At 56.9% G+C, this 12,619-nt stretch carries 15 protein-coding genes and 2 tRNA genes; 7 read left to right on the top strand and 10 right to left on the bottom strand.

Translation table 11 applies throughout. The annotated features are described in order from the left end of the window. Positions 1 to 134 precede the first annotated feature (134 nt). Positions 135 to 308, bottom strand: coding sequence for a hypothetical protein (locus I2H38_RS14665; protein ID WP_196272606.1), 174 nt, complete (start codon positions 306 to 308; stop codon positions 135 to 137). Between the two features lie 169 nt (positions 309 to 477). Next, the gene (locus I2H38_RS14670; RefSeq protein WP_196272607.1) at positions 478 to 1,218 is read right to left on the bottom strand and encodes a hypothetical protein; all 741 of its coding nucleotides are present in this window, start codon (positions 1,216 to 1,218) and stop codon (positions 478 to 480) included. A gap of 93 nt (positions 1,219 to 1,311) precedes the next feature. On the opposite strand from I2H38_RS14670, the gene I2H38_RS14675 reads away from it, so the two are divergent. From I2H38_RS14675 to I2H38_RS14690, 4 genes are all read left to right on the top strand, one after another. Next, the gene (locus I2H38_RS14675) at positions 1,312 to 1,539 is read left to right on the top strand and encodes a helix-turn-helix domain-containing protein (protein WP_196272608.1); all 228 of its coding nucleotides are present in this window, start codon (positions 1,312 to 1,314) and stop codon (positions 1,537 to 1,539) included. A 163-nt stretch (positions 1,540 to 1,702) separates the two neighbouring features. Then, positions 1,703 to 2,839: a three-Cys-motif partner protein TcmP gene (locus tag I2H38_RS14680; RefSeq protein ID WP_196272700.1), complete on the top strand. Its 1,137-nt coding sequence runs from the start codon at positions 1,703 to 1,705 to the stop codon at positions 2,837 to 2,839. 1 nt (position 2,840) lies between these two features. Continuing rightward, a complete protein-coding gene (locus tag I2H38_RS14685) occupies positions 2,841 to 3,593 on the top strand; it encodes a DUF5131 family protein (protein WP_196272609.1) in 753 nt (250 codons plus the stop codon). 236 nt (positions 3,594 to 3,829) lie between these two features. After that, positions 3,830 to 4,168, top strand: a complete 339-nt coding sequence (locus I2H38_RS14690; protein WP_196272610.1) for a hypothetical protein — start codon at positions 3,830 to 3,832, stop codon at positions 4,166 to 4,168. Between the two features lie 1,159 nt (positions 4,169 to 5,327). On the opposite strand, the gene I2H38_RS14695 is transcribed toward I2H38_RS14690, so the two are convergent. Next, complete coding sequence (locus tag I2H38_RS14695; protein ID WP_196272611.1) at positions 5,328 to 5,555, bottom strand: hypothetical protein; 228 nt, start codon at positions 5,553 to 5,555, stop codon at positions 5,328 to 5,330. Positions 5,556 to 5,668: 113 nt separating this feature from the next. After that, positions 5,669 to 6,886 carry a hypothetical protein gene (locus tag I2H38_RS14700; protein ID WP_196272612.1) on the bottom strand — a complete coding sequence of 406 codons (1,218 nt, stop codon included), beginning with the start codon at positions 6,884 to 6,886 and terminating at the stop codon, positions 5,669 to 5,671. A gap of 497 nt (positions 6,887 to 7,383) precedes the next feature. Here I2H38_RS14700 and I2H38_RS14705 point away from each other — a divergent pair, with 497 nt between their 5' ends. From I2H38_RS14705 to I2H38_RS14715, 3 genes are all read left to right on the top strand, one after another. Continuing rightward, a complete protein-coding gene (locus I2H38_RS14705) occupies positions 7,384 to 7,815 on the top strand; it encodes a hypothetical protein (RefSeq protein ID WP_196272613.1) in 432 nt (143 codons plus the stop codon). 216 nt (positions 7,816 to 8,031) lie between these two features. Next, on the top strand, positions 8,032 to 8,448 hold the full coding sequence (locus tag I2H38_RS14710; protein WP_196272614.1) for a helix-turn-helix domain-containing protein: 417 nt from the start codon (positions 8,032 to 8,034) through the stop codon (positions 8,446 to 8,448). Next, positions 8,390 to 9,781 carry a tyrosine-type recombinase/integrase gene (locus tag I2H38_RS14715; RefSeq protein WP_196272615.1) on the top strand — a complete coding sequence of 464 codons (1,392 nt, stop codon included), beginning with the start codon at positions 8,390 to 8,392 and terminating at the stop codon, positions 9,779 to 9,781. The genes I2H38_RS14710 and I2H38_RS14715 overlap by 59 nt, the downstream gene beginning before the upstream one ends. 267 nt (positions 9,782 to 10,048) lie before the next feature. On the opposite strand, the gene I2H38_RS14720 is transcribed toward I2H38_RS14715, so the two are convergent. The 6 genes from I2H38_RS14720 to I2H38_RS14745 all read right to left on the bottom strand — a co-directional run bounded on the left by I2H38_RS14720 (position 10,049) and on the right by I2H38_RS14745 (position 12,588). Beyond that, positions 10,049 to 10,125 (bottom strand) — tRNA-Arg (locus I2H38_RS14720). A gap of 20 nt (positions 10,126 to 10,145) precedes the next feature. After that, entirely contained in the window at positions 10,146 to 10,451 is a 306-nt protein-coding gene (locus tag I2H38_RS14725) for an ETC complex I subunit (RefSeq protein WP_196272616.1), read from the bottom strand. A 37-nt stretch (positions 10,452 to 10,488) separates the two neighbouring features. Continuing rightward, a tRNA-Pro gene (locus tag I2H38_RS14730) sits at positions 10,489 to 10,565 on the bottom strand. Between the two features lie 61 nt (positions 10,566 to 10,626). Continuing rightward, positions 10,627 to 11,034, bottom strand: a complete 408-nt coding sequence (locus I2H38_RS14735; protein ID WP_229426729.1) for a DUF192 domain-containing protein — start codon at positions 11,032 to 11,034, stop codon at positions 10,627 to 10,629. 59 nt (positions 11,035 to 11,093) lie between these two features. Beyond that, complete coding sequence (locus tag I2H38_RS14740; protein WP_196272618.1) at positions 11,094 to 11,714, bottom strand: cold-shock protein; 621 nt, start codon at positions 11,712 to 11,714, stop codon at positions 11,094 to 11,096. A 121-nt stretch (positions 11,715 to 11,835) separates the two neighbouring features. Then, a complete protein-coding gene (locus tag I2H38_RS14745) occupies positions 11,836 to 12,588 on the bottom strand; it encodes an SIR2 family NAD-dependent protein deacylase (RefSeq protein ID WP_229426718.1) in 753 nt (250 codons plus the stop codon). Between the last annotated feature and the right edge of the window lie 31 nt (positions 12,589 to 12,619).

Raw genomic sequence — 12,619 nt, forward strand, 5'->3', positions numbered from 1 at the left:
CTGGCGCGAGCGCTGCTTCCATCGGAATTTATTTTCATGGCGAACGATGAGCGAGATCGCGATGTGGTAAACGAGGCAACCTCTCTGTCTGGAAAGAATCCGCTTGCGGCTTCCTGGTAGACCTCCTCAGTTCGCTAGATAATTACGTCGCCACCATCGTAGATCGCCGTGCCATTCTCATAGGTGATGAGGTCCTTCCACATCGTCACCACTACGGTCTTCCCATCGGGGCTCCGAGCGGACCAACTCCAGCGAGGATTTCGACCGGCTGCTCCGAAATAGGCGAAAGCCGCGTTCACTCCTGTCATCCTATCCTCATAGCTGGAGAGCATCAGCGCATTCGGCACGGCTTGAGGATCGTACCTACTTCATTGGCCGTCAATTTCTGGACCCGCCCCACCTCAGCCGTCGCTCTATTTTTTCCGAACTAACTTTCTCGCCAAACCGCTCCGACCCGAGTTCGGCTAATGGTACCGATCAAGAATTCGGCTTTGCCATCCACTTCTTAATGTCCGTCAAACTAACTACGAACACCGGCTGCTCCAGAGAGCCTCTTTCCGTCCAAGACCCCTCCGAGAAGCCCTTCGTGGACGATTCACTGAACCCTGCATCGAACTCGACAATGTCGCCTGAACTAAGTTCGGCCACCTTGTTGTAGACCAGCGTTCCTGATTTCAGCCCGGTGGCATGGTATGTAATGTTCATACCTTCATAGTTAGAGACCAGTTCAATCTCAGCCCAATCCCCACCCTGGTTTGTGGCGATCTTGGCCACGCGCCCGATCCATCTGGTTGCCGTTAGGCCCTCTTGCTTTGAGTAGTTGATCGTCCATTGGTTAGCGGCATTCCAAACAGCCGATTTTTTGATCTCGTTAGGAGCCGCTGCATACTGCTGAGCAAACTCCAACCTCTTCGTTTCGAAGGTCCGCTGAGCAACGCCGTAGGCATCTTTGAAGGAAACTTGCTTTTCGGTCCGATTGCTGACTGTGGCAGCTTTCGTCTGCCCTGTCGGCGCGACAAACCTGACCGGGGTGAGGAGCCAGTGGTTTTTGTCCTCTGGAGCCAAATCACCGTAATTGAAGATGATGAATCCGGCAGCGATGAAACTCATGATTCCTCCCGCCAAGATGTTCGATGGGCCAGATTTTTTAGTCCAAAGGCCAATTACGATGCTTATGATGGTGATCTGAGCGAAGAAAACGATCCAGAAGCTGCTCACCTGACCCTCCAGCGTACCCTGTTACAAGATTTGCGTACGAATATGGATTATTGTCCATAGGTCAGTTTGGCAAGTTCGGTTTCGGTCTGCTGTATGGATATCCAGCAGATCGTTGCCAGGAATGTGCGCCGCTATCGTCTCGCGGCGGGGCTGTCGCAGTGGCAGCTTGTGGATAGGCTGGAAGCTCTGGACGCCGACCTTGGGGTTGATCAGGCGTATCTCTCCCATCTGGAGAATGGCCGTAAGAACCCGACTCTCACGACGCTTTGGTACATTTCAGAGGCGCTGGGAGTGAAGATCGAGCAGATCGTGAAAGAATAGCGTCGTTGCGTCCACTTAGACTAACAGTTGAAGAATAGGAGTGGCCTGAGCGCCGAAGCTTCCCATCCTCGCAAAGGTTGTGGGTAGAGTTGCCCTCACCCCCGCGTTCCACTTTTGTTCGCATCAGACGCCCTCTATCTTCCCAGAGTGTAGGGAGTCGATGATGGCGGAACGGAACGGATTTTTCGAGGAACAGCGTGAGCAGTCGGAGGTGAAGGCCAGCATCGTGGCTAAGTACTTCGCTGCGTGGTCAAATGTGATGCTCAGCGTGAAGCGGGCATACGGGGGCATCGAGCGTCTTGCCTATATCGACCTCTTCGCTGGACCGGGACGGTACGAGGATGGCTCCAAGTCCACACCAATCATGGTACTTGAACAAGCGCTGGCCAACCCAAAGCTGTCGGATGTCCTAGTTACGATGTTCAATGACAAGGACCCAGACAATGTGAACTCGCTTAATTCAGCTATTTCGGCATTGCCGGGCGTCTCGCAGTTGAAACACCCGCCACAGGTTTACTGCGGTGAGGTTGATGCAGATGCGGAGTCGATGTTCAGGCGTGTGAACCTGTGTCCGACGTTCTCCTTCGTCGATCCGTTCGGATACAAGGGGCTCTCTCGTGGCTTCATCCAGGCGATCATCAAGGACTGGGGCTGCGACTGTGTCTTCTTTTTCAACTACTCCCGCATCAACGCAGGGCTAAACAACGATGCCGTTCGGCATCATATGGACGCACTCTTCGGACAAGAGCGTGTTCAGGCTATGCGAGCGACCATGGCCGAGATGTCATCTGGCGAACGAGAGCCCTTCATCCTGGAGGAGCTTGCAGCCGCGCTCAAGGACTTGGGAGCTAAGTTCGTATTACCTTTCCGCTTCAGGAGAGAAGATGGCAGCCGCACCTCCCATGCCCTTATCTTCGTGTCCAAGAACATCCGGGGATACGAAATCATGAAGGACATCATGGCACGGGAGAGTTCTACCGAAGACCAGGGTGTGCCCTCATTCGCGTACTCCCCTGCCGACGCCAGATGCCCACTCCTATTCTCACTCAGTCAACCCCTCGCAGGGCTCGCCGACGATCTGGCAATCCGCTTCGCTGGCCGGACGATGACGATGAAGGCTGTGTATGAAGAGCATCATGTAAATCGTCCATTCGTCATCAAAAACTATAAACGAGTTCTCGGGGAGATGGAGGCGGCAGGGCGGATTGTCGCCGACCCACCAGCAGCCAAACGTAAACCGAGAGCCGGGCAGCCGACGTTCGGCGACAACGTCCGGGTCACGCTCCCGAGGAGGAGTTGAAGTGGGCAGTTCCTCCTCTATCGAATGGACCGACGCAACATGGAACCCAGTTGCTGGTTGCACCATTGTCTCGCCCGGCTGCACAAACTGCTATGCTATGAGGATGGCTGCGCGCCTGGAGGCGTTCGGGCTAGAGAAATACTCGGGTACCACCCGAAAGACTGGTGGTCGTTACAAGTGGACTGGCAAGGTGGTGCTCGATTATGGAGCCCTTGAAGTCCCGCTGAAGTGGCGAAAGGGACGCCGGGTTTTCGTGAATAGCATGTCTGACCTATTTCACGAGGATGTGCCACTCACCTTCATCAAGGACGTTTTCGGAGTTATGGCAGCCACCCCACGCCATACCTTCCAGGTGCTAACAAAGCGAGCGGATCGACTGCTGGAACTCTCGCCGTCCCTGACGTGGCCCAGCAATACCTGGATGGGAGTGAGCGTTGAGAACTCTGACCATCTTTGGCGCATTGATCGGCTCAGAGAGACGGGGGCCAAAGTGAAGTTCCTGTCTCTGGAGCCGCTGCTCGGACCATTGGTGCCCGGCCTCGACTTGAAAGGAATCGACTGGGTGATCGTTGGTGGAGAGAGCGGTCCCGGTGCGAGGCCCGTTGATGTGGAATGGGTACGGGCCATACGTGATATATGCGTCGAGGCTGGAGTAGCGTTCCACTTCAAGCAGTGGGGTGGACCCGTAAAGAGTCGGACTGGGCGTAATCTTGATGGCAGGACGTGGGATGAGACGCCCAGTGCTCGTCTATAGGCGCTCCCAGTCTCCCGTCACCTTTCGCAAACTAACTTTCCCGCCCACTCCGGCTCCACGCCTGAGTTCGGCTGATGGTTGGCGGTGACGGGCCGAAGGCTTTTCCAGTGCGTATCCCGCTACTCGGGCAACTCGCCTGTTCACCTGCGAGAGCCGCTTAAACTCAGTTTTCCTGCTCTGCCAGCGCCCGAGACCTCAAGGCTAAATAAGCGTGAACACCAGCCCCGAGGGTTCCAATGCACTACAGCGATCTTGAAGCCGTTCACCCTGCCAAACGTGAGAGACCGGGCTGCATCGCCCACCTATACGCTCACAAGGCAGAATGGGAGGACCTTCAGGATATGATCCAGGAGCACGCGCCAGCGGAGATCGTCGGCATTGAGCCTGTCTTCATTCTTCCAACTTTCACTATTGAGGTGCTCTGCGAGAATCCCGAAGCATCGTTTGCATTGATGATTGCGTGGCTCGCATACAGCGAGACGAGCCCGCACCGACCGCATGGAAAGGAAGAAGCCCTGGCTTGGGGAAAGCAGTTTAGTTCCTGCGTGGGTATTTCGACGGACTGGAAATTTTGACCTGCATGTCTAAGCGCAATTCGAGCGTAGGGTGTAGAGGGATCGTCGGACTTGATGCGAGAAACTTGCTTTCGGGCCGTGAGGACCCGCTGTTTCCGCTGGACCTCACTTCCTCGATAATGAATGAGGTCTGCGCCAGGACCGGTCTCTAGAGCGCCATCTTGAGCATCAGGATATCTGCATCACTCTTGGCGAGCACGTCCTGGTGTGTATTTCGCCGAGAGATCGGCACAATCGCATGGTCCCCAAGTGCCATCTGGGCGATTTTTGCACGAACGTGTTTCTCGGGACCAAGCACGCGCAAGCAATGCCACGTCTATAAGGAAGTTGATTGCGGCAGGGATCACTCCGTGACCCTGCACCGCTTCACGGCATCCGTGCGGGTCTTCCCTCGCTACGCTCAGTCCAGACCTGCACTCCGGCCATTCGCGGTTTCCTGGAAATCCCGTAGTGCTTGGTGGCGATACCTTCTGGATTTGCATTAGGAAGTTGCTTTCTCGCCCATGCTCTAGGACACGCTTCATTTCTCCCCTCTCCTTCCCAGAGAAGGAAAATCGATGGGAAGAAGAGGAGAGAATGTGATCGGTATGCTCCGAGGTATCCGACTTCATAAGCCGCGTAGCCGGTTTTACCCGGCGCAGGTGGTCACCCGAGACCTGCTGTAGCAGCCGTATTCTGACGCGAACGCACCTAGTGATCAGGCTTTGGGGTGATGGACTGGATGTGCGTTAAACGCCTTTTTCATCCGCCCGCCTTGTGCCTGGGGTCGTTCCATGTGGTCTGACGGTTATCAATCTGGTGGAGATTGAAGCACAGATATCTCGGCAATGAAGCGACCGGATATCCGTAAGCGCGTCGCCGAATCGCTCAAGGCGCGCGCCATTCTTGGTAGTGCCTTCTTGCAAAGCGACTTTTTCAGCCCATTGCCGAGCAGCCGTTACTCATCAACCAACTTGGGCGATGATGTCCGTCTCGTCGGTCCCTTCTACCTCATCGGTCCGGTCTGCGGCGTATATGGCTAGGCCATGCCTCGTATAGTCCCGGATACTGTTTTTGGGCGGCTGCCACCCGATTGCTAAGCCTGAAGAGTATGACTGTATTTATCTCACAGGCACGTTCCGAAAGTCGATTTCTTTCGGTCTGGCGATGATAGGCGACCTCAGTCTTGGTATCCCTGGAGAACCCACCGTTCGTCGCTCAAGCGAATAGGGTACTGATTGCCCAGCATGGCCTTGCTCCAGTGTTCGGCCTTCTCGGTGAGCTTCTGAATTCGCACCTGTGGCAGCCGCTTGATCTGAGCCGTCGTCAGACTGGGGGCATACAGAAGTCCGCGATCAACATCGGGCTCCTCGAAATCGGGGTCGTCCCACACGGGTGTTGTCGTCATCTCTACAATCCTCAAATCAACTTTCGCCCGGTCCATATCCGCTTGTCACGTTTCGGCAACTGGAGAACCGATCTATGGTTGGCCATCGTCGGGGGTTGGCCACTGTCGCGCACTCACCAATTCTCGTGTGAAAGCGCATTGAGAGCCCGTTGCTCTGCTGTGACCTGTGGGTCTGGACCTCGCTGTAACATTTTGAAGTCTGCACCCCCGTGTGCCGCCTGAACCGTGATCGTCGCTTTGTCGGCTTCCCAGCGAAGCAACTTTGCGATTGGATTGCGCCGCAGGAGTTCGGTCAGAGCCTCGTCAGCAAGATCGGCGAGGTCCTCGTTGGACCAATCGGAAAGGTCTTCGGCTGTTTGGTCAGAGTGTTGGTTCTGCGGGGTCGTCTCACTGGTGTCTTTTGGAGACACGCTTTTCATGGATGTTTCCCGAGAGGGCTCAGTCCCAGGTTGGCCTTTGAAACTTTCATATGGCGTGACGAAAATCGTCGGCACCGGAGGATGCATCAATCCGGTCAAAGTGCTGGACACAAGGAACTGATCCAAATCGTCTTGGAGCCCCTGCATCCCGTATCGGTACCGTGCCGAATGATGCAGCATCATCGTCTGCGCGATTTTCTTCAGACGACGCGGTGACACTTCGTCCAGCCGCCACAGGTTCTCGGTGAACCATGCGATTGCTTCGTTCTGCACGGCCAGCGGGATGAAGGCTTTCCGATCCTCTGTCTTTCTGAGCAGGTTGTGCAGGACCGCGAGAGAGATGGTGTACTCCCACCGCTCTGCCCGATCTCCGTCGATGGTGATGGGGTGCTCGCGACTCGCCAATGCCAAAATGTGTGCGATGCAGGCACTCGGCCAATGGCTGTAATTGTTAAGGTCTCCGTTCAGCGCAAAGACAAGAGGAGCGGTCAGAGGAATCGTCTTGTCGGTCGAAACCTCGCCTTTCTTCGGCGGCACCCGGATACGGATCACCTTCGGACCGTTCGGGTCCGTGGCCATCTTCAGGAGGTTCAGGCACCGCTCTGATCTGAAGAGATGATCGCACTCTTCGAAGATCAGCGGGATTTTTCCCCTGGATTGCTCGAACCAGAAGAGAAGATCGTGGTAATCGCGCGGGATCGCACGAATGACGGTCTTGCCAGCACAGGCAGCATTGATTGTCTGAGTTTTACCCAGTCCGGCCCCGCCACTCAGATAGCAGGCACGGACATATCCATCGAGCACTTGCTGCACGCGGCGCTGGGCGGTTCCAATTCGCTTCGAGAGAGGGTTCTCGGCTTCAACGGTCTTCCAGTCGTCCTCGGTTGTTCGTGTTTTCAATGTGTAGGTCATCGTCAATTCACTCGTGTTGGAAATAGAAGTGCGTGAGCGCCCACGACTTCCCGGCATCAGGGCACAAGAGCACCCTCAAGCGCATCAAGCATCGCTGCTCGACGTGGGAAACCTCGTCCATCGTGGGACGAAGGCGTGGTGAAATCTGCAAAAACCTCCGGGACATCATCGTGGGCATCCCGCAGGACGGGAGTTGACCTCCCGGATGTAGTTAGAGCCGCCATCGTGGGGGCAAAGTCAGTGCTGGCCAGCGATTGCGCCGAACTTCTAGTTCAGAGCACACACGTCGTCAACCGCTTTTGTGATTGATCCGTAGTATTAATAGCGTCGAGTTCGTTTATATCCAGGTCGAAATTTCGTTCACCAAATTTCATTATTTCGTCAGTTCCGAAATTTTGGAGACAATTCGCCGGAATTTCGAAATCTATATTTCTCTTTACATCGAAGACATCATGGAATTATGAGTTATGTCAGGATTATTCCTACAAGAGATTTTCATGCACAACGACATTGCAACCGCTGTCGCACCGAGCGTGCGCTACCGACCCAGTCCCGCGACCAGAAAGAATGCCGGACGCTTCCTCTTCTCAGCCAAGTTGGCTTGGTCAGACGTTACATGGGGGCCGAATGGAAACTCACTTTTTGCCGCCCGCAAGGTTGGTTACCCGGTCCATCCTCGTGGAGACGACCCTACCCGCGAAATGCTCCGAGAGGCTCTGAGGCCCTACTATAACGCCCGCAAATACCGCGACGCCTGCGCAATGGTTGAAGTGCTGCTGGTGGCACGTGCCTACGGGGAAGCAGACATGGTGGACCCGGATTTCATTGCATTCTTGAATGTCACCGCGCCGAATGATTGCGCTGGTATTCGCGAGTTCATCCGCCGTTTCGGCCCGGCGATGGAGTCACTCAAGAGTGTTCACTTCTGAAACCAGATTTCGCAGCGAGATGGCTGCCTCACAGCGGGCACCCCACTTTAATTTCGACTTTTCACTGCCCTCCCCGGTACATTTTGGGGAGGGTCGGAACACCGCCCAGAAGTTCTCGAATGTACGCACAACTCACAAAGCAAGTTTCAGCAGAGCGATTATCGAGCATGTTCTAACCAAATGAGCGTTGGCTCGGTACGCTCACAAGTGAATTTCATGAGTTATCAATCCCACTCGTTCGACCCGACGCTGTACGCGAACTTCGGCATGCTGAGCGGCGAGGCTGTCTACCGCCCCGACGAAGTCACCGACGTTCTCGAATGCGACATCGGTCATGTGTACGATCTGATCAGGCTGAAGAAACTGCGAGCCTCGAACATCGGCACGAGCAAAAAGCCGATTTGGCGAATCCGCCATTCAGCTATTGTCGCCTTCCTTGCCGAAAACGAGAACACCCAAACACCACCCGAGGCGACAGAATATCCGAGGCCGGTCAAGGCCAAGTCGGTCCGACCTCCCAAGACAACTAAAGCTAAGCCTCTTGGCCCTTTGGTGAGAGCAGCAGGCGGTCTGGATGACAGCTTTGCCGCACGGTATGCGGCAAGACGGGCCGGACAAGCTCAAGGGGATTGAAGTCATGGCTGTGATCCTGCCGAAAGGCGGCAAGACATTCCGGTATGATTTCACGGTGGACGGGAAGCCCCACAAGGGCTCCACTGGGATCAAGGCACGAGGCGTGCCGGGGAGTAGAGAGTTCGAGGCATCGAAGGCAGAGGCCAAGAGGTACGTCGAGAATCTCAAGACAGAGAAGTTGGCTGCCGCTGCAAAGGCGCTCATATTGGCCAGCGCGAGGCAGACACTGGGAATTATTGACAGCAACGGGAACACGGTGATCCCGACATTTCTGATGGCCGTAGACGCCTACTGGAAGAACCAAGGCGAGAAGGCTGCCAACGCCCAGGATGATGAAAAGTATCTGTTTTGGCTGACAGACGTGATCGGGGCCGACACTCTCGTCACTGACATCCGCAACAGGACGGTCGAGATGGTGGTGAATCAGCGCGCGTCAATGCCTAAGCTGTCGAAACCCCGCCGCGATAAGAAGACCCGCAAAATGGTCCCTGGCCAACCGCAAGTGTTCGACTTCGAGACAGAAAAGCTTCGCCCGTTCGTCCCCGGAAAGGACGATCCTCGACACATTGTCAAGCTGGCTCCATCGACGGTGAACCGCACGTCGATTGACGTGCTGAAGCGGGTTATCCTTTATGCTCGCGACACTCTCGAAGTGCCCGGAATGCCACCAATCAAGTGGAAGGACTACCGACGTAGGGAAGCAGAGGCCCGGAGCCGGACCCTCTCCCATACGGAGGAGATGCGGATCGAGAAGCACCTGCGGGAGGGTTATGGCGCGGCGTTCAAGTTCGCCATCAAGGCCGGGTTCCGCTTGTCGAACTTCACTGAGGCGTTCACTTGGAGGCAAATCAATTTTGACACGCGGACCATCACCATCATCCAGAAGGGTGGCCGCGAGCACACCATTATCATGACGGATGAAATGGAAGCGATCCTGCGGGAACAAATCGGACGCGACCCGAAGTATGTGTTCATGTTCCGGTTCAAGGGCCGGGGCTCTAACCCGAGGCCGTGGCGCAACCCGACGAACGGCGAAATCTATGTGCCCGGCAAGCTCTATCCCGTCAGCTACTGGGGTTTCGATTCGTGGTTCGATGACGTGAAGGAGGCGACCGGCATCGTTGGGCTGCGCAATCACGACCTTCGCCGTACGGCAGCCAGCCGGGTCGTCCGAGCGATTGGCGACCGAAAAGCCGCGCAGCACCTGCTGGGGCACGGGTCGGAAAAGATGCTTTCGGAGGTTTACGACCAGATCGAGAAGGAAGAGGCGTTTGCGGCACTCAACGAGGCCGACCGACGCATTGCCGCGCGGCGAGCGCAGTGGGACCGTTGACGAGATTCTCTCTTTCAGCCCCAGCAGATATTGAACAAAGCCCCGGCCATCAGGTCGGGGCTTTCGCTTTATGGGAACCCAGCAAACGACGAGAACAGGACTGGAGCAAATTTTGAGGGATGTTTTGAGGGGTGAACCCCCTCAAAGTACCGTTTGAACCCTCAAAGTCCCTCGACACAGTAGTCGATACTCCTTCAACCGAAGGCTCAATCGGGACCTGTGGATTGTAAAAACCCTGCAAATCCAATAATTTAAAGGGTTTCGGAATGGCGACCCCGGCAGGGCTCGAACCTGCGACCTACTGCTTAGAAGGCAGTTGCTCTATCCAGCTGAGCTACGGGGCCGTCGGTCTAGGCCCGGGGAGTTAGTGGGTCCAGGGGCCAACGCGATTGAATTTGAAATTGTCGGAATAGGCCATGGGGCGCCGCTTGGTCTCCTGCGGTTCCTCGACCCGGTATGCGATGCCCTCACGCTGGGCGTAGGCAACCGCCTCTTCCTTCGTATCGAACCACAACCGGAGCTGCTGGCGGGTGTCGGCGGAGCTCGTCCAGCCCATGAGCGGCTCGATCTCGCGCGGCTTGTCCAGCTCGAAAACGAGGAGCCATTGCTTGGTCCGGGCCAGGCCGGACTGCATTGCGGATTTGGCGGGCTTGTAAATCCGTGCGGGCATCGGATCGGCACTTTCTCAAACGTTCAATCGGTGAAGATGGTCGGGGCGGCAGGATTTGAACCTGCGACCCTCTGGTCCCAAACCAGATGCGCTACCAGACTGCGCTACGCCCCGCCTTCGTCACCGAAGGGCTGTTGGCTATCACGAGCACCCCGGTTTCAGCAAGCTCCTAACGTCAACGCTTGAACAGGGGATGTTCAATCCGGTCGCCCGCCTTGATTCCGAGCCGCGAGGCCGTTCCGGCATTGAGTTCGAGAACCGCCAGGACCGGCTCGCCGGATGGAATCGTGCGAGTCGACAGGGGTTCCGTGTTGGCGGCTATCCGCGCGATGGTCCCGTCGGGGCGGACAAACAGCATGTCCAGTGGGAGGTAGGTGTTCTGCATCCACATGGAAACCGGCTCGACCCGGCCGAAATCGAACAGCATGCCCCGATCGGCAGGCATCGATCGGCGGTACATCAGGCCTTGCGCGCGATCCGCGTTGTTTCGGGCGACCTCGACCTGGAAGCTCTGCTTCTGCCCGCCCGAGAGGACAATTGTCAGGGATTCAAGAGCTTGGGCATAGGCCGCCGTAGCCGTCATGACGCACAGGGCGATCACGCCGAAGACAGATGCGAGCCGCTGAGACACGACCGGGCTCATCAGTGCGAATGCGGGAGGTTCATGTCGGCCAACCGAACCTCGGCAGCCATGAGCCCCTTCGAGCCATCGCCGAAGCGGACGAAGACCTGCTCGCCGGGCTTCAGCTCCGCGATGCCGTAGCGCCGCAGCGTCTCCATGTGCACGAAAATGTCCGGCTTTCCCTCTCCTTGCGTGAGGAAGCCGAAGCCGCGCAGGCGATTGAACCATTTCACGATGGCCGGCTCCAGCCCGCTCGTCGGCACCACCTGGACATGGGTGCGCGGCAGCGGAAGCTCGGAGGGGTGAAGCGCCGTCGAATCGTCGAGCGACACCACGCGGGATGCCTGGAAACCCCGGGGGCGTTTCACAGCCTCGACCACGATCCGGGCCCCTTCATTGGCGGCCTGATAGCCGTCCCGGCGGAGGCAGGTGACGTGCAGCAGCACGTCCGGCATACCGTTGTCGGGTACGATGAAGCCGAATCCCTTGGCGACATCGAACCATTTGATCCGGCCGCTAACCTGAATGAGTTCGAGGGCATTCTCTTCCGCGACAGACTGGGAAGCCTCACGGCGCCCCTTTTCGAAAGAGGAGCCCTCCTCTCGAAGGTTGAGTGAGTTGGTGCCGTAATCGCTAGCCATGAAAAAACCCAGACTCGAAACAAGAACCCGATTCTTAACGATAGGATAACATTGTCCGGTTTGAGGGGAAGTCCGAAACGGCCTTCGGGCGACGATGTTTTTGGGGGTAGGAGCGCCCGCCTCAGATAAGTCCCGGCAAAACCTGGCCAATTTCCGCATGGACGACAAGATCGGCGATGTCGTCGAGGGGTGTCGGCTCCCGGTTCACGATCACCAGCTTCGCCCCATTCTCCTTCGCGAGCGCGGGAAATCCGGCGGCCGGATAAACGACGAGGGATGATCCGACCACGAGAATGAGGTCGCAGGTCAAAGCGAGCTTCTGGGCCTTTCGCATCGGCTCCTGCGGCATCGACTGGCCGAAGGAGATGGTCGCGGATTTAACGACCCCGCCGCAGGCCTTGCAGGTCGGCGGGTTGCCGCTGGCCTCGAATTGGGCCCTGACCTCACGCAGGTCGTGACGGCTTCGGCAGTCGAGGCATGCCGCGTAGGTGCCGTTGCCATGTAATTCTATGACCTGATGATCCGCGAGGCCGGACGCCTGATGGAGCCCATCTATATTCTGCGTGATCACGGCGGGCATGCGGCCCGATGAGATAAGCGCGGCGATGGCAAGATGCCCCTGGCTCGGCCGTGCGCCCTGATAAAGATCGTCCATGACGAATTTTCGCCGCCAAGCCTCCCGCCTCGCCTCGACATCCTGGAGAAACACATCGAAGGGGATCGGCTTGTTGCGCATCCACGGGCTGTCCGGAGAGCGAAAGTCGGGCACGCCGCTCTCGGTCGAGATGCCGGCGCCGGTGAAACCGGCGACGAGGCGGGCCTCCTCGATCATTTCCTGCAGATCGGCGATTGACGCGGCAAGGCTATCGGTCATGAAGCTAATATAGGAGCGGCAGGACTGATCG

The organism is Microvirga alba (assembly GCF_015694465.1).
Lineage (GTDB): Bacteria > Pseudomonadota > Alphaproteobacteria > Rhizobiales > Beijerinckiaceae > Microvirga > Microvirga alba.